We start from the raw sequence: 15,112 nt of genomic DNA on the forward strand, positions 1-15,112 counted from the left end.
GATCCGTCGGCCCGGCACACCGCACGGGTGCGCCGGGCCGACGGTCAGGCCGAGACGGGTTCCTCGATGCGCAGGCCGCGCCCGCGCACGCCCTCGGCGACCCGGGTGAGCAGCGCGTCGAGCGTGACCAGGGCGGCGGAGAGCTCGCCGATCTGTTCGTTGAGCGTGTCCTCGGACCACGCGGAGACGTCGACGTCCCCCAGAGCACGGACGGCGGCCTGGAGCCGCTCCATCTCGTCGTTCGTACGCATGTTCGAAAGGCTATAACACCCCGCCCGCCGACACACCACAAACTCCGACATCGGCCCCGAAGTTACGGTTTCGACACCTCAGGCGCGGTTTCCGGCCTCCGCCACCCGGGCCAGCAGCAGCGCCTCGGCCAGGCACACCCGGGCGAACTCGCCCAGGTGCAGGCTCTCGTTCGGCCCGTGCGCCCGCGCGTGCGGGTCCTCCACACCGGTCACCAGGATCGCGGCCTGCGGGAACATCTCCTGGAACGTGGCGATGAACGGGATCGACCCGCCCACCCCGATGTCGACCGGGTCGGTGCCGTCCCAGGCCGTCCGGAACGCCGACCGGGCCGCGTCGAACATCGGCCCGGAGGCGTCGATGACGCAGGGCGCGCCGTCGTGCTCGAACGTCACCGACACCTGCGCACCCCACGGCGCGTGCCGCTGAAGGTGCGCGGTCAGCGCCGCGTACGCCTTCTTCGGGTCGTCGCCCGGCGCCAGCCGTACGCTCAGCTTCGCCTTCGCGGACGGCACCAGCGCGTTCGGGGCCTCGCCGGTGGCCGGCGCGTCCACGCCCAGGATCGCCAGCGCCGGCTTGGTCCAGAGCCGGTCGGTGATCCGCCCGGTACCGAACAGCGTCGCGCCGTCGACCAGGCCGGCCTCGGCGCGGAACCGGTCCTCCGGGTAGTCGACGCTGGCGCCCTCGCGGCCGACCAGCCCGTCCACCGCGACGTCACCGGCCTCGTCGTGCAGCGTGCCGAGCAGCTTCACCAGCGCGGTGAGCGCATCCGGCACGGCACCGCCGAACATGCCGCTGTGCACCGCGTGGTCGAGCGTGCGCACCTCCACGAAGCAGTTGACGATGCCGCGCAGCGAGGTGGTCAGCGCCGGCACGCCGACGTCCCAGTTGGTGGAGTCGGCGATCACGATGACGTCCGAGGACAGGTCGTCGCGGTGCTCGGCGAGCAGCCGCTCCAGCGAGTCCGAGCCGTACTCCTCCTCGCCCTCGATGAACAGCACCACGCCGACCGGGAGCCGGTCGCCGAACGCGCGCAGCGCGGCGACGTGCGCCATGATGCCGGCCTTGTCGTCGGCGGCGCCCCGGCCGTACAGGCGGCCGTCGCGCTCCACCGGCTCGAACGGGTCCGACTCCCACAGCGACAGGTCGCCGACCGGCTGCACGTCGTGGTGCGCGTACAGGAGCACTGTGGGCGCGCCGGGCGGGGCCGCCTTCGTGCCGATCACTGCGGGCTGGCCGCCGGACCGGACGATCCGCGTGTCGAGGCCGCAGCCGCGCAGCAGCTCCGCCACCGCCTCGGCGGAACGCTCCACGTGCGAGTGGTCGAAGCCCTCGAAGGCGATGCCCGGGATGCGGACGAGTCGCTCGAGATCGGCACGGACGCCGGGGAGTTCCCGCTCGACGGCGGCCCGCACCTCGGACTCGGAGAGGATCGGAGTGGTCATGACCGGAATCGTATGCTGGCCTTACCCTGCCCCGTCGCCCGAGCCCGGCCGCGGCCCCACGCGCACGTAGTAGCGGTCGCCGTCGTGCGGCAGGTCCGGGGCGCCGTCGACCACCAGGTCCACCGCCGCCTCGGTGCCGTCGGCGGCGAAGTGCGCCCGCTCCCCCGCGTGCCAGCGGCGCAGCTCCGGCAGGATCTGCGCACCGTCGCGGTCCAGCGCCCGGCGCAACCGCAGTTCGGCCGGCGCGGTGACGAGCACCGACAGCGTCAGCTCGGGGCGTACCGCCGCGCGGGCGGCGCTCACCCCCTCGACGATCAGCACCAGACCGGGCGGCACCGGCACCACCCGGTCCAGGAAGCGCCGGCGCACCCAGCTGTACCGGCGGTAGCCGCCCGTCCGGCCGGCCCGCAGCGGGCCGAGCACCTGCTCCTCCAGCCGGGTCCAGAACGTGAACTGGTCGTCCCAGCCGTCGAGCAGGTCGTCGGTGTGCACGAGCGGCGGGCGGACGCCGCCCGCCCGCGCCGCGAGGGCGTCCGCGAGGCGCGCCGCGAACCGGCTCTTGCCCGCGCCGCTGGGTCCGTCGACGGCGACCAGCCGGGTACGCCCCAACCGCGCCGGACCGGCCAGCACCCGGCGGGCCAACCCGGCGTACGTCTCGATCACCGCGACGTTCACCCGACCGACGCTAACGTTCCCCCGTCCGCTGGAAACTGCGACCCGGGCGGACCGTTTCGCCGAGCGGCGGCGCGGCGCGCTGGGCATCATCGGGGGGTGCTCCATGACGTGATGTGTCCGGGCGTCGACGCCCTCCTGGAACAGGCCCGCGCCGGTCTCCGCCGGCTCACCCCGCACGAGACCGTCGAGGCGGTCCGTGGCGGCGCGCTGCTGATCGACACGCGTACCGAGGCGCAGCGCCGCGAGGAGGGTGAGCTGCCCGGCGCGATCGTCATCGACCGCACGGTGCTGGAGTGGCGGCTCGACCCGGCCAGCGAATGGCGCATCCCCGAGGCCACCGGGTACGACCGCGAGGTCATCGTGGTGTGCCGGGAGGGGTACAGCTCCAGCCTCGCCGCCGCCAGCCTCCAGACGCTGGGGCTGCGGCAGGCCACCGACATGGTCGGCGGGGTGCAGGGCTGGCGGGAGGCCGGGCTGCCGATGTCCGACCGCCCGGCCGACGTGCGCTACTGAGCCCTCGCGGCCGGCGCTGAGGCTCGCGGTCCGAGCCGGTCACCGCCGGCGAGTGCCGGTGGAGCGGCCCGCTACGCCGGTGGCGCGCCGGGCGGCACGAAGGGAAGTCCCGGCGGCGGGCCGGACTCGATGAGCCGCCACAGCGCGTCCGTGTCGAGGTGCTCCTCCACCAGGTCGCCCAGCAGGTCCAGCGTCCGCTCCCGGGCCGCCGCGAAGGACGTGTCCGGCGCGACCTTGAAGCCGGTCCGCCCGGCCGTCTCCGCGACCTCGGTCAGGAACCGGCGGCGGAACGCGTCCGAGGAGAAGGCGCCGTGCCAGTGCGTGCCGTACACGCTGCCGAGACGCGCGCCCTCGCCGGTGCCGTCGGTGTAGCGCAGCAGCGGCGCGAGGCCCGGGTCGGCGGCCGAGACCCGGCCGTGGTGGATCTCGTAGCCGTGGACCGGCACGTCGCCGGCGGCGGTGCCCTCGGCCCGGCGGACCGTCTTGCCCGGCTCGAACGTGATCTCGACGGGCAGCAGCCCGAGGCCGGGTACGGTGCCCCGGCGGCTCTCCACCGCATCGTGGATCGCCCGGCCCAGCATCTGGAAGCCGCCGCAGATGCCGAGCAGCGGCCGTCCGGCGGCGGCGTGCGCCCGGACCGCGTCGGCGAGGCCGGTCTCCCGCAGCCAGGCGAGGTCGGCGACTGTCGACTTGGTGCCGGGGAGCACCACCAGATCGGCGGCGGCCAGTTCGGCCGGCTCGACGGTGAGGCGTACCCGCACACCCGGCTCGGTCGCCAGCGCCTCCACGTCGGTGGCGTTGCTGATCCGGGGCAGCCGGACCACTGCGACGTCGAGCCAGTCGGTGCCCCGTGGCGCGGCCGGGCGGCCGAGCACCCGCCCGTACGCGAGCGAGTCCTCCGCGTCCAGCCACAGGTCCAGCGCCCAGGGCACCACCCCGTACGTCGGGCGGCCGGTGACCCGGCGCAGCATGTCCAGCCCCGGCTGGAGCAGGCCGCGGTCGCCCCGGAACTTGTTGACCACGAAACCGGCCACGAGCGCCTGGTCGGCGGCGTCGAGCAGGGCGACGGTGCCGAACATCGAGGCGAACACGCCACCCCGGTCGATGTCGCCGACCACGATCGTGGGCAGCCCGGCCCGCCGCGCCAGGCCCATGTTGACGTAGTCGCCGTCGCGCAGGTTGATCTCGGCGGGGCTGCCCGCGCCCTCGCAGATCACCACGTCGTACTCGGATCGCAGCTCGGCCAGTGCCGCGTACGCCGTGGTGGCGAGCCGGGCCCGTACCTCGTGGTAGTTGCCGGCGGTGACCGTGTCCACCGCGTCGCCGAGCAGCACCACCTGGCTGGCGTGGTCGCTGCCCGGCTTGAGCAGCACCGGGTTGAAGCGCAGGTCCGCGTCCAGCCCGCAGGCGGCGGCCTGCATCGCCTGGGCCCGGCCCAGCTCGCCGCCCCGACCGTCCGGCCCGACCACCACGGCGGAGTTGTTCGACATGTTCTGCGCCTTGAACGGGGCGACCCGGACGCCCCGGCGGCGCAGCCAGCGGCAGATGCCGGCGGTGAGCACGCTCTTGCCGGCGTCGGAGGTGGTGCCGGCGACCAGCAGCCCGCCGCTCACCGCCCGCTCCCCCGGCGCCCGCCGCCCGCCTCAGTTGCGCCGCCCGCGTCGCGAGCCGCCCGGCCCGAACCGCGAACCAACCGCCCCGAGCCACGAGCCTCCCCGCCCGAGCCATGAGCCGCCCGGCCCGAGCCACCGGCCGCCCGGGTGAGGGCGGCCAGCGCGGCCCGTCCGGCGGCCCCGGCCACGCGACCGACCGTTACCGGGTAGAGCGCGGCCAGGCCGAGCGCGGTCCCACCCACCGCGCCGGAGATCCGGGCGGCCCGCTTGAGGTGCCGCGCCTCGGGGCGGGGGCCGTCACCGAGGAACGGCCGGGTCTCGGCGCGGCCGAAGTAGACGTTGCGCCCGCCGAGCCGGACGCCGAGCGCGCCCGCCATGGCCGCCTCGCACTGACCGGCGTTCGGGCTCGGGTGGTCGGCCCGGTCCCGCCGCCACACGTGCCAGGCGGCGTCGCGGTCCCCGTGCGCGACCGGCGCGACGGCCACAGTGAGCAGCCCGGTGAGCCGGGACGGCACGAGGTTCAGCGCGTCGTCCAGCCGGGCGGCCGGGGTGCCGAAGCGGGCGTACCGGGGCGAGCGGTGGCCGACCATCGCGTCGAGCGTGTTCGCCGCCCGGTAGCCGAGCAGGCCGGGCAGTCCCGCGACCGCGCCCCAGACCAGTGGGGCGACCACGGCGTCCGAGGTGTTCTCGGCGACCGACTCGACAGTGGCGCGGGCGAGTTCGGGCTCGTCGAGGGCGGACGGGTCGCGTCCGCAGAGGTTGCCCAGGCGGGCCCGGGCGGCGGGCAGGTCGGCCCGGCCCAGCGCCCGTGCCATCACCCGGGATTCGCGCCGCAGCGTCCGCCCACCCAGCACCGTCCAGGTGCCGGCGGCCACCAGCGCGGCCCGGGCCACCGGATGACGGCGGGTCGCCAGCGCGGCCCCGGCACCGAGCAGGACCGGCGCGCCGACTGCGAGCGCGGTGAACACGGTCCCGGCCCTCCGGTCGGGGCGGTAGACCCGCCGTTCCAGCGCGGCGGCCGCCGTGCCGAAGCCGGCCACCGGATGCCACCGGCGGGGGTCACCGAGCAGGGCGTCGAGCACGTAGCCCGCCACCAACCCGGTCGCGTTCGCCATGGCGGTCGCCTGCCGCACCCGTCACCACCTCCGGCCGGCCAGCCTAGTCGTACCGCGGGGTGGTGACGTCGGTGTCACCACCCCGCGCCCCCGTCCGACGAACGGTCAGGCGGGCACCGGGGTCCGCCGCCGGCCACGGCGCCCGGAGGCGGTCCCGGCGGTGCCGCCCGGACTCGCGCCGCCCGGATCGCCCTCATCCGGTCCGCCGACAACCGGTGCGGTGACCTCACCCAGCTCGTCGTCCCCGACCGGGACCGGCTCGTCGCCCTCCTCGGGGGACAGCTCGTCGTCCTCGGCCGGCAGGCCTGCGCCGGCGCCGGACGGACCGTCCGCCCGCACGCCCGACGGGTTGCCCGGCAGACCTCCGGGCGGGCCGCCGAACCGGGCGTCCCTGCCGGAAACGGGCTCGCCGGGCCGGGTGTCGAACGGGTCGGGCTCGCCCACCCGCTCGACGGTGCCGACCGGCCCGACCCGGCCGCCCCCGTACTCCGGCGGCGGGAAGTCGTCGTCGAAGGGCCGGCCGTCGAACGTCGCCGGGGCCTGGGCGTCCGGCACCGGCTCGGTCGCCTCGCCGTGCACCCGCTGCTCGGCCTCCGCGTCCTCGACCGTGCTGGTCGCCGCGCGGGGCTGGTTGCGCAGGAACCGGGCGCGCCCCCGGGACAGGTCGTGCCCGACCGCGACCGCCTCCAGCTCGTAGAGCGTGCGGTGGGTGCCCGCCTCGTCGGTCCAGTCCCGCGTGTAGAGGCGCCCGGCGACGATCACCGGGTCACCGACAGCCACCGAGGCGGCCACCCCCTCGGCGAGGCGGCGCCAGCAGTTGACGCGTACCCGAAGGCTGTTGCCGTCGACCCAGCGGCCGCTGTCGCGGTCGAGCCGGCGGGCCGTCGAGGCGACCTTGAAGTTAGCCACCAGCGTTCCGCTCTGCGTGGTCCGGCGCCACTCCGGCGCGGTCAGCACGTTGCCGACGATCGTCACGTACGTATCGAACATCGCCCCTCCCAGGGATCGACTTGTCCCGGTGAGCGTCGGCCGAACGCCCGGCCCGGACCACCCGCCGGCCCGGACCTGTGGACGACGAGCCGGGCTGTGGACAACCACCTGATCAAGGTCCCGATCTGCTAGGCCGACCGACCCTACGGGCCTGACCAGCGCCGACACATGATCGAGAGGAGCCGGCAAGCAGGCGTTCCGGAATCACGCCGGTTGGGTAAGTACTTGATCAACCGAGAGAAAGGGAGCTCCCATGCTTCTCCGAGACGTCCGCGAGGCAGCGCGATGAGCGCCGTGGCGAACCCCGCGACCGTGGCCGAGTGCCTGCGGGTCGGCGCCGGGTTCTCCCAGGGCGACCGCAACTGGATCGCCGAGCAGTTCGCGACCCTGGACGCCCGGCTCGCCGGCTTCCACGCCGACGCCACCGAGCTGGAGGTGACCGTCAAGGATCGCGAAGCCCGGGGCCAGAAGGTGACCCTGGAGTGCTGGATCGCCGGGCGGCAGAAGATCGTCACCACCTCGACCGAGGAGGATCTGCACGCCGCGCTCAACGACGTCCGGGACGACCTGCGCCGCAAGCTCAACGACGCGAAGACCCGGCAGGAGCCGCGCCACAACAAGCACCTGCGCGCCGTCGACCAGCCCGAGGTCGCCCCGTTGCAGGACGCCGAGCGCGAGGACGCCGAAACCGCCTGAAGTCCGGCACGGCCCGCCCGCGCGGTGCAGGCGGGCGGGCCGACGGCGTCGATTGGTTAACAAGGGGCCCTTCCGCTACCGGAGGCGTTAACAAGGGCCCCCTCCTTACCCCCTACCGCCGGGTAGCGCGGCGGCGTACCGTCGCGGTCGTGGAACCGGACGTGCTGGGCGCCCCCTACGAGCGGCGGACGATCGAGCTGGGCACCGACGACGAGGGGCCGGTGGTCGCGACCCTCGTGCGGCGGCGGGCCGACCGCCCGACCGGCCGCGCTGTGCTCTACGTGCACGGCTTCGTCGACTACTTCTTCCAGACCCACGTGGCCGACTTCTTCGCCGAGCGCGGGTGGGACTTCTACGCGCTCGACCTGCGCAAGTACGGCCGCAGCCTGCTTCCGCACCAGACCCCGAACTTCTGCCGTGAGCTGAGCGACTACTTCCCCGAGCTGGACGCCGCCGCGGAGATCATCCGTGCCGAGGAGGGCCACGACACCCTGCTCGCCATGGGCCACTCGACCGGGGGCCTGATCGTCTCGCTCTGGGCGCACGACCGCCGCGACGCGGGCCTGGTCGACGGCATCGTGCTCAACAGCCCCTTCTTCGACATCAACGCACCCTGGATGGTCCGCCGACCCCTCGCGGCCGCCGTCTCGCGCCTGGGCCGCAGGGCGCCGCAGCGTGTGCTGCCGTTCGGCCTGGGCACCGTGTACGGCGAGAGTCTGCACGCCGACCACCGGGGCGAGTGGCGGTACGACCTGGCCTGGAAACCGCTCGCCGGGTTCCCGGTGCGGGCCGGCTGGATCAACGCGATCCGCGCCGGTCAGCGACGCCTGCGGGCCGGGCTAGACATCCCGGTGCCGGTGCTGCTCGCCTGCTCCACGCGCAGCTTCCGGGGCACGAAGTGGCACGACAGCGCGACCGGCGCCGACGCGGTGCTCGACGTCGAGCACATGGTGCGCTGGGCGCCCCGTCTCGGCCGGCACGTCACGCTCGCCCGCTTCGACGGCGGACTGCACGACCTCACGCTGTCCAGTCCCGGCGTGCGCGAGAAGGTCTTCGCGGAGGTCGGACGGTGGGCGGAGGGATTCCTCCGCGCCGGACCGACCGAACCGGAGCCGGTGACGCCGCCGGCGCCGCGCCGACCGGCCGACGCGAACGCCGAGGGCTGAGGCCGGTCCGTCCCGCCGCCGGGATGCCCGACCCAGTCGGCCGTCCCGCCGCCGGACGGCCGGTTCAGTCGGCGACGACCGCCGCGAGCGCGGCCCGGATCCGGTCGAACGTGGCGATCGGGTGACCGCCGGCCTGCGGCGGCAGCACCACGCCGAGGCAGCGCAGCGCGGGCCCGCCGTCCGGCCCGGCCTCGACCGCGAACACCGGCGCGCCCACATACCCGGCGGGCAGCTCCGTCGTGACCCGCACCTCGCCGCCGTCCCGGGCGACCCGCTCGACCACCGCCTCCAGCGGGCGCGCCCCGCCGTCGCCGACACCGAGGGCCAGCACGAACGCCGAGGCGGGCGCCGCGCCGATCCGGGCGACCGAGTCGGCCGGCGCGGCCACCGCCTCGGTGACCTGCTGGGTACGCCAGCGCCAGCCCCGATCGTCGGCGTAGCCGTGCAGGCCGCCGGTCGGCATCGCGGCGAGCCCCAGTTCCGGCAGGTGCAGCCAGTGGTCCGCGAAACCGGGCAGGTCGATCGGCTCGTCCGCTCCCTCCGCCGGGTCGGTGACGCTCGGCCGCAACCCGATCTCGCCGTACGCACAGCCGGTGAGCGCGTCGGCGGTGAGCAGCCACTCGTGCGCGATCTCGCCGTCGTCGGTGGCGCCGACCAGCTCGCTGTAGAAGAACGCCGTACCGAGGACGCCCGCCGGCGCGCCCGGCGCATCCGAGCCGGTGACAGGCAGGATGGCCCGCCCGAGGAGCTGGCACAGCTCGAAGACGATCTCGTTCTCGGTTTCCTGGTCGAGCAGCATCCGACGAGGGTACGGATCACGTCGCCCGGCCCGCGACGGACCCGCCGGAACTGTGGTGCCGGTCCGGGCCCCGGCGTGGGACGCTGGGCGGCGGGACGGACGCGCCGACCCGTACCCCCGGGCACGCCGGGAGCGGCGGTACCCTCTTGGCGCGACGACCGTCGGCGCGCGCCCGTAGCTCAGCGGATAGAGCAGGGGACTTCTAATCCCAAGGCCGCAGGTTCGAATCCTGCCGGGCGCACCTCACCACCGCAGGTCAGCGGCTTCCCGCTTCCGGTCGAGACGATCACCACGGCCCCCGTACAGCCATTCGTACAGCCACGTCAGCCGAAGAGCTGCTTCGCGGCCTCGTCCACGGCGGCCCGCTCGATCTCCGGCAGGACGTGGGCGTAGGTGTTCGTCGTCAGCCCGATCTGGCTGTGCCCGAGCACCTTCATCACGGTCCGAGGCGAGGCACCGGAGACGAGCAGGAACGTCGCGCAGGCGTGCCGCAGGTCGTGCAGCCGCAGCCAGTCGAGGCCGGCTGACGCCCGGATCTTGTGCCACGTCCGGTCGATGTGGTCCGGGTCCAGCGGCGTGCCGACCTTCGACGGAAAGACCAGGCCGTGATCCTGCCACCGCTCCCCCGCCGCCAACCGATCCGCGGCGTGCTGCCGACGATGCGCGCGGAGGAGGGCGAGGGTCTGCGTGGGCACCGGAACCATCCGCCGGGCCCGCTCCGTCTTGGGCGCCACGAGCTGCAACTGGCCACCGGCCCGCTGGACGGTTTGCGAACAGTCAGAGTGCCGGCGTCGAAGTCGATGTCCGACCAGGCGAGCCCGAGCGACTCCCCCTGACGAAGCCCGACCGTCAGGGCGCAGACGTACAAGGCTTCCAGGCGGTGTCCCCGAAGTACGTCGAGCAACCGCTTGGCCTCGTTCACGCCCAGGGCGCGACGCTCGACCTGCCTCATGGCGGGCGGACGGACAGACTTGGCGGCGTTGCGGTGCACCAGTTCTTCCCGCTCGGCGTCACCGAGTGAGTTCCGGATCAGCCCGTGGATGTGCCGAACCGTCGTTGCCGAGAGACCAGCGTCCGTCTTCTCGGCCAGCAAATCGGCCGAGCCGGCCGGCCACACTTTCGGGGCGCCAGGAGCTAAAGACCTCGGAGCTCTGCCCCGGACTCCGACCCTCCTCAGAGATGCCGGGCGGATCACCCGCGATTACCACTCCATCAGCGGACGAACTTGAAGACCGTTTCCGTGGCGTCCAGTGGACGTGAGCCGCCGTCGAACCGATGAACGCCTACAGAGAATCGCACGTCGTCCGGAGCGTGGAATGCCTCCTCCGCGAAGCCGGCATCGCGGAGCCACGCCCGTATGGCTGGCGTCAGGTCCGGTTCTCGCCGCGCCCTGGTCCAGATCACCGTAGCGCCATCAGCGCACAGCTGAGGAAGCGCGACAATCGTTCGCTGTACGTCGGCGTCGGAGATGTTGCCGAAGACCCCGACCATGAGCACGAGATCAGCCGGAACCGCGCCGACGTACGACGAGAGTCGCCCAGCGTCTGCCTGCCTGACCACGAGGTTTGAGAGTCCAGCCTGGCGGACGGCGGCTTGGGCGGCTGCCACGTTGCCCGCGTCGTACTCAAGCAGAGTCCCATGGACCCGATGGACGTCAGGCCGTGAGGCGAGGACACCGATGAGGTCATGGCCCTGGCCCGCGCATGCGCTCACCACGTTCAACCGCTCGTCGGGACGCTGGTCGAGCCACGAGGCGATGTGCTGCTGTACCAGCCGCAGTCGACGCGACAGCGGGGAGTTTTCGTCGGCGTAGGGTTCATGCCACGCCTGCCAGTGAGTCTGGGTGGTCATCTGGCTCACCTTGCCACAGCAAGGTCGACACCGACGCCCGTCGCGATATCAGCGGGGTCGTGAAGTGCGTGGCTGTACAGCCATCCGTACAGCCACGCCGACCCGCCGACGCCGACGCTGCCCGACAGCAGCCGACAGGCTGACCAGGTGTGGAGTCGCCTGCCCTGCCATCCCCGATCTCCTTCTAGTCCCACGGCCGCAGGTTCGAATCCTGCCGGGCGCACCTCACCTCACCACCGCAGGTCAGCGGCGCGGCCCGTCGCGCAGGCGTGCCGCAGATCGTGCAGCAGCCGGAGTGGCGGGACTGGCGGGAAGATGCACCCGGGCCGACCTACGTCCAGTTTGAGCCATCGGACGTCGTTGCTCTTGAGAACGCCAGTACCAGGTTCGCCCGGACCGAGCCTTCCGTCGGCGTCACGGCGCTCGGGACGGTGACACTGCTGGACCGGCCGGGCACTGCGGGCGTGATTCGCCTGAACGTCATCGAGGGCTCGCAAGCCAAGAAGCTCCGGGTCCGGCTACCTGAAGAGTTGTACGACCAGGCAATCCAGGCTTTCCGAGAAGGGCTTGCGATGCGCCTGTCTGGCCGGCAGGAGAAGGAGGGGCGGCTGTACTGGCTGTACGACCCGCGAGGGATTGACCTCGTTGAGGTCCCCTCGGCGGTGGAGCCTGACCCTGCCGAGCAGGACAGCGACGACGACCTCGATCAGCCCCTGTTCTAGACAGACGCTCGCGGCTCAGATCGAACTCCTCCGCCAGCTCCGGGCTCCGCGGAGTTCACCCGCCGTCCTACGTCACCGCTCATGCTGGCAGGTCGCGGCCCAGCAGCACTCCTTCGGTGTCAGCCGATGTGCAGGAGCAACACCTGATCGTCGCCGAGTTCGGAGATGCTGTCGTGCAACAGCCTCAGCCCGTCCGACCCGGCCGTGCCGCTCTCCTCGAAACTCAGCCCCATCTCGTCGAAGTGGGCGGCCAACTCCTCCGCACGGTGCGCCGCGGGGTCGAGCTGGTCCAGGAACCGCTTGTGGGCCGGCGTGATGAACACCGTCAGGTCATGGACGTTGTTGACGGCCGCTGACTCGGCGTCGAATTCCGACTGCTCCAGGTCTACGTCGCGGTCCTCCAAATAGCTCAGGACGTGCAGCATGCAGTGCCCCGACCAGTCGTACGTTTCGTGGAGTTCGCGGCCGTGTTCGGCCAGGTACGAGCGAAGTGACGAGGACGAGGTGCGGGCCGACCGAGCCAGCTCGGGGACGCTGCTCCTGGGGATCAAGGTCAGTGACGCGACAGCAGACAAGGCAGCCCTCAGAGATGCCGCCGCAGATCGCCCACTGCGGCTATCAGAACCACCGGACCGTGGGTGTCGCACAGGCCGACGCCGACACAGATGCTCCGATCAAGAAGGTGCCAGGCGGACACCTCCGACACGATTCCGGCGAGGAACCCGGAAAGTTCCGGCACCGACTCGCCGCGCACCATGCTGTCCATGAACGGCCGGAGGTCGACGCCCACTGCCGGTCCCCACAACTCGCTCACCGCCGCTTCGAGGCCGGCGCAGTCCTGCTCGAAGCGCTCCAGGACCTCGACCACGTGTCCGTTGTCATCGAACTCTTCGCTGGCACTCAAGTACAGGACCAGGTAGCCGTGTCCCACGACCCGCGAAGCGGCGGTGTCGGGACCGGGTAGGGGTTGCGTTGCGAGATCAAGCGTCCGAAGGTCGAGCACCCGCTCCACGCAGCCGACGAGATCCACAGCCCGGACTCTAAACGCTCCGCGATCTCCCTCCGTCCCGAGGCCACAGGTTCGACACGCCCCCGGGCCATCGGCCTAGCCTTGGAGCCGCTGCGCCCAGTACACCTGCCCGTCCGAACCCATGTAGACGAGGGCCAGCAGCAGGTCGGACATCTGGACCGGAGCGGTCGCCGTCGACGTCCCCGGATCACGCTCCTCGGCGTACGGGAAGAGCGCGACGAAGGTGACCGGGGATGCCTTCTCGTCTGCCACATGCAGCCTGCTGCCGTTGCTCCGCCACTCGTCATCCCCGAAGGTGGCGTCACCAGCGCCACGGAGCCAGGAGTAGCGCTCGGCGATCCGGTGCTCGATGCCCGCGCTGCCGATGCCGACGGCCGCTTGTGGAGCGGCCACGCCGAAGACCGCCGGCTTGGAGTCGGTGCGCTTGTCGATGAGGAAGACCGCGAGGTAGCCGCCGTCGAGAGGCCGGGGCGGGGTCTGCCAGGAGAGCCGGCCGAGCACCAACTGGTCACGTCCGGAGGCGAACGGAGCGGATCCGTTCTCACCGAGTGCGGCCTGGGCCTCCTCGTTCGTCACGAAACTGAGCGAGGACCGGAGAGCCAGCGCCTCCGGGCCGTACGGCGGCTGGTTCTGCCACCGCTGCCAGGCGATGACCGAGACGATCGCCACGATGGCCGCCAGGGCAGTCGCGACACTCCGGCCCGTCCGCCACCTCATGCTCGACAGTGAAGCACGCGAGCACCGAATCTCAGGGTCGCCGAATTGACAGCTGCAGCCGGCCCCGGCGGACCGTACCGTGCCTTGATGGTCATCTCCCCGCACCTGGCCCGGCTCCGGACGATGATCGGCCACGAGTTGATCCAGATGCCGTCGGTCTCGGTCGTCGTCGTCGACGATCGCGCACGGATCCTGCTCGTACGTCATGCCGAGGACGGGAACGGGTGGGCGGTACCCGGCGGCGCTGTCGACATCGGAGAGTCCCCGGCCCAGGCGGCTGTGCGTGAGATCCGAGAGGAGGTCGGCGTGCGGATCAGCCGGCCGCAGCTGCTGGATGTGCTCGGTGGCCCCGATTACGAGGTGACCTACCCCAACGGCGACCGGGTCGCCTACGTCACCGCGGTCTACCAGGCGACCATCGCCGACGGAGAGCCGATCCCCGACCACGAGGAGATCAGCGAGCTGGACTGGTTCACCCCACCGCAGCTAGCCGGTGCCGATCTCAACCGCTTCTCACGGGCCCTGCTGCGGGCCACCGGCCACCTCGCCGGGTGACGGCGACCGCTTCGCGCAGCGACTCCGGCCGACGACGGCCAGCGGCTCCGCGCCGAAGGGCGGCCGACGGCTGCGCGTCGAAGGGCGGCCGACGGCTGCGCGTCGAAGGGCGGCCGACGGCTGCGCGTCGAACGCGGCCACGGCCGGGACAGTACCGCCGGCCCGTCCGCGAGCATGACGCGACGGACGGGCCGGCTGAAACATCTCAGGCCGCCGCCAGCGCCGCCAGGGCCCGGTCCATCGCGGCGTTGAACTCCTCCGGCGTCAGCGTCAGCCGGGACTTGACGTCGCGGCTCCACTGGTCGGCGAGGACCTCGGCGGCACCCGCCTCGACGCCGTCGAGCGCCGCGTCGGCCAGGTCCGCCGGCGCGATCTTGTCCACGGGCCAGCCGGCTGACATGTGACGAGGGCGATCGAGTCGTTGATGTCCATGCCCGGTACGCTAAAACCTGACGTTGACGTCAGAGGCAAGTGTTGAACGCCGAGACCGGGGTGAGAGGGGTCACCGTGACCGAGCCGCTGATCCGCATCGGCGAGGTGGCGCGCGACGCCGGTGTGTCGGTGCGCGCCGTGCGCTACTACGAGCAGCAGGGTCTTCTCTTCCCTCGGCGAAGCGCGTCCGGCCAGCGCCTCTACCGGCCGGACACGGTCACGCTGGTGCGGTTCATCCAGCAGATGTACGCGGCGGGCCTGACCAGCAGCCGGATCGCGGAACTCCTGCCGTGCTGGGACGCCGGGCACACCGACCCCGCACAGCGGGCCATGCTGCGCGCCGAGCGCGAGCGCATCCAGGCCAAGGTCGACGACCTCCGGGCCGCGCTGGACCGCCTCGACGAGGTCATCGCGATCACCGACACCCACCCGTAGGCGCGGCCCGGCCACCGGCGAGCCGCGACGACCCGTGACCCGCCGGTTTCGTCGGTGGTCCCGGGCATGATCGTGTGCGCCGCCGGACGGTGGCGGCGACGAGCGGGAT

The 15,112-nt window shown here is 72.8% G+C and carries 19 protein-coding genes, 1 tRNA gene and 1 pseudogene; 8 read left to right on the forward strand and 13 right to left on the reverse strand.

Features of this window, described 5'->3' with window-relative positions:
* Positions 1-44: 44 nt before the first annotated feature.
* From KSK32_RS05195 to KSK32_RS05205, 3 genes are all read right to left on the reverse strand, one after another.
* A complete protein-coding gene (locus KSK32_RS05195; protein WP_030273275.1) occupies positions 45-251 on the reverse strand; it encodes a hypothetical protein in 207 nt (68 codons plus the stop codon).
* A gap of 78 nt (positions 252-329) precedes the next feature.
* Complete coding sequence (locus KSK32_RS05200; RefSeq protein ID WP_216928999.1) at positions 330-1,694, reverse strand: dipeptidase; 1,365 nt, start codon at positions 1,692-1,694, stop codon at positions 330-332.
* 21 nt (positions 1,695-1,715) lie between these two features.
* Positions 1,716-2,369 carry a uridine kinase gene (locus tag KSK32_RS05205; RefSeq protein WP_289256500.1) on the reverse strand — a complete coding sequence of 218 codons (654 nt, stop codon included), beginning with the start codon at positions 2,367-2,369 and terminating at the stop codon, positions 1,716-1,718.
* A 111-nt stretch (positions 2,370-2,480) separates the two neighbouring features.
* On the opposite strand from KSK32_RS05205, the gene KSK32_RS05210 reads away from it, so the two are divergent.
* Positions 2,481-2,882, forward strand: coding sequence for a rhodanese-like domain-containing protein (locus tag KSK32_RS05210; protein WP_216927899.1), 402 nt, complete (start codon positions 2,481-2,483; stop codon positions 2,880-2,882).
* Positions 2,883-2,953: 71 nt separating this feature from the next.
* On the opposite strand, the gene KSK32_RS05215 is transcribed toward KSK32_RS05210, so the two are convergent.
* From KSK32_RS05215 to ssb, 3 genes and pseudogenes are all read right to left on the reverse strand, one after another.
* The gene (locus tag KSK32_RS05215; RefSeq protein WP_216929000.1) at positions 2,954-4,495 is read right to left on the reverse strand and encodes a cobyric acid synthase; all 1,542 of its coding nucleotides are present in this window, start codon (positions 4,493-4,495) and stop codon (positions 2,954-2,956) included.
* A gap of 122 nt (positions 4,496-4,617) precedes the next feature.
* Positions 4,618-5,628 (reverse strand): annotated as a pseudogene (locus tag KSK32_RS05220) (cobalamin biosynthesis protein); the annotation flags it as partial.
* 87 nt (positions 5,629-5,715) lie between these two features.
* A complete protein-coding gene (gene ssb / locus KSK32_RS05225; protein WP_216929001.1) occupies positions 5,716-6,600 on the reverse strand; it encodes a single-stranded DNA-binding protein in 885 nt (294 codons plus the stop codon).
* A 285-nt stretch (positions 6,601-6,885) separates the two neighbouring features.
* Here ssb and KSK32_RS05230 point away from each other — a divergent pair, with 285 nt between their 5' ends.
* Positions 6,886-7,296, forward strand: coding sequence for an HPF/RaiA family ribosome-associated protein (locus KSK32_RS05230; RefSeq protein ID WP_216929003.1), 411 nt, complete (start codon positions 6,886-6,888; stop codon positions 7,294-7,296).
* Between the two features lie 149 nt (positions 7,297-7,445).
* Positions 7,446-8,462, forward strand: coding sequence for an alpha/beta hydrolase (locus KSK32_RS05235; protein WP_216929005.1), 1,017 nt, complete (start codon positions 7,446-7,448; stop codon positions 8,460-8,462).
* A gap of 64 nt (positions 8,463-8,526) precedes the next feature.
* Here KSK32_RS05235 and KSK32_RS05240 read toward each other — a convergent pair whose 3' ends face one another.
* Complete coding sequence (locus KSK32_RS05240) at positions 8,527-9,261, reverse strand: hypothetical protein (RefSeq protein ID WP_216929007.1); 735 nt, start codon at positions 9,259-9,261, stop codon at positions 8,527-8,529.
* Between the two features lie 168 nt (positions 9,262-9,429).
* Between KSK32_RS05240 and KSK32_RS05245 the strand changes: the two genes are divergently transcribed.
* Positions 9,430-9,502 (forward strand) — tRNA-Arg (locus tag KSK32_RS05245).
* An 82-nt stretch (positions 9,503-9,584) separates the two neighbouring features.
* On the opposite strand, the gene KSK32_RS05250 is transcribed toward KSK32_RS05245, so the two are convergent.
* A complete protein-coding gene (locus tag KSK32_RS05250) occupies positions 9,585-9,995 on the reverse strand; it encodes a tyrosine-type recombinase/integrase (RefSeq protein ID WP_289256636.1) in 411 nt (136 codons plus the stop codon).
* 146 nt (positions 9,996-10,141) lie between these two features.
* Here KSK32_RS05250 and KSK32_RS05255 point away from each other — a divergent pair, with 146 nt between their 5' ends.
* Entirely contained in the window at positions 10,142-10,282 is a 141-nt protein-coding gene (locus tag KSK32_RS05255; protein WP_216929011.1) for a hypothetical protein, read from the forward strand.
* A gap of 191 nt (positions 10,283-10,473) precedes the next feature.
* Here KSK32_RS05255 and KSK32_RS05260 read toward each other — a convergent pair whose 3' ends face one another.
* Entirely contained in the window at positions 10,474-11,112 is a 639-nt protein-coding gene (locus tag KSK32_RS05260) for a class I SAM-dependent methyltransferase family protein (RefSeq protein ID WP_216929013.1), read from the reverse strand.
* Positions 11,113-11,381: 269 nt separating this feature from the next.
* On the opposite strand from KSK32_RS05260, the gene KSK32_RS05265 reads away from it, so the two are divergent.
* Positions 11,382-11,834, forward strand: coding sequence for a hypothetical protein (locus KSK32_RS05265; protein ID WP_216929022.1), 453 nt, complete (start codon positions 11,382-11,384; stop codon positions 11,832-11,834).
* Positions 11,835-11,953: 119 nt separating this feature from the next.
* Here the strand turns inward: KSK32_RS05265 and KSK32_RS05270 are convergent, their stop codons facing one another.
* From KSK32_RS05270 to KSK32_RS05280, 3 genes are all read right to left on the reverse strand, one after another.
* Positions 11,954-12,259 carry a hypothetical protein gene (locus KSK32_RS05270; protein ID WP_216929024.1) on the reverse strand — a complete coding sequence of 102 codons (306 nt, stop codon included), beginning with the start codon at positions 12,257-12,259 and terminating at the stop codon, positions 11,954-11,956.
* Positions 12,260-12,417: 158 nt separating this feature from the next.
* Positions 12,418-12,864, reverse strand: coding sequence for a hypothetical protein (locus KSK32_RS05275; RefSeq protein WP_216929026.1), 447 nt, complete (start codon positions 12,862-12,864; stop codon positions 12,418-12,420).
* A 75-nt stretch (positions 12,865-12,939) separates the two neighbouring features.
* Complete coding sequence (locus KSK32_RS05280) at positions 12,940-13,581, reverse strand: hypothetical protein (RefSeq protein WP_216929028.1); 642 nt, start codon at positions 13,579-13,581, stop codon at positions 12,940-12,942.
* An 87-nt stretch (positions 13,582-13,668) separates the two neighbouring features.
* Here KSK32_RS05280 and KSK32_RS05285 point away from each other — a divergent pair, with 87 nt between their 5' ends.
* A complete protein-coding gene (locus KSK32_RS05285) occupies positions 13,669-14,136 on the forward strand; it encodes an NUDIX domain-containing protein (protein WP_216929036.1) in 468 nt (155 codons plus the stop codon).
* 205 nt (positions 14,137-14,341) lie between these two features.
* Here the strand turns inward: KSK32_RS05285 and KSK32_RS05290 are convergent, their stop codons facing one another.
* Positions 14,342-14,536: a hypothetical protein gene (locus KSK32_RS05290; RefSeq protein ID WP_254186947.1), complete on the reverse strand. Its 195-nt coding sequence runs from the start codon at positions 14,534-14,536 to the stop codon at positions 14,342-14,344.
* A 107-nt stretch (positions 14,537-14,643) separates the two neighbouring features.
* On the opposite strand from KSK32_RS05290, the gene KSK32_RS05295 reads away from it, so the two are divergent.
* Positions 14,644-15,003 carry a MerR family transcriptional regulator gene (locus KSK32_RS05295; protein WP_216929038.1) on the forward strand — a complete coding sequence of 120 codons (360 nt, stop codon included), beginning with the start codon at positions 14,644-14,646 and terminating at the stop codon, positions 15,001-15,003.
* Positions 15,004-15,112 lie beyond the last annotated feature (109 nt).

It is taken from the genome of Micromonospora sp. WMMB482 (assembly GCF_019038635.1).
Lineage (GTDB): Bacteria > Actinomycetota > Actinomycetes > Mycobacteriales > Micromonosporaceae > Micromonospora > Micromonospora marina.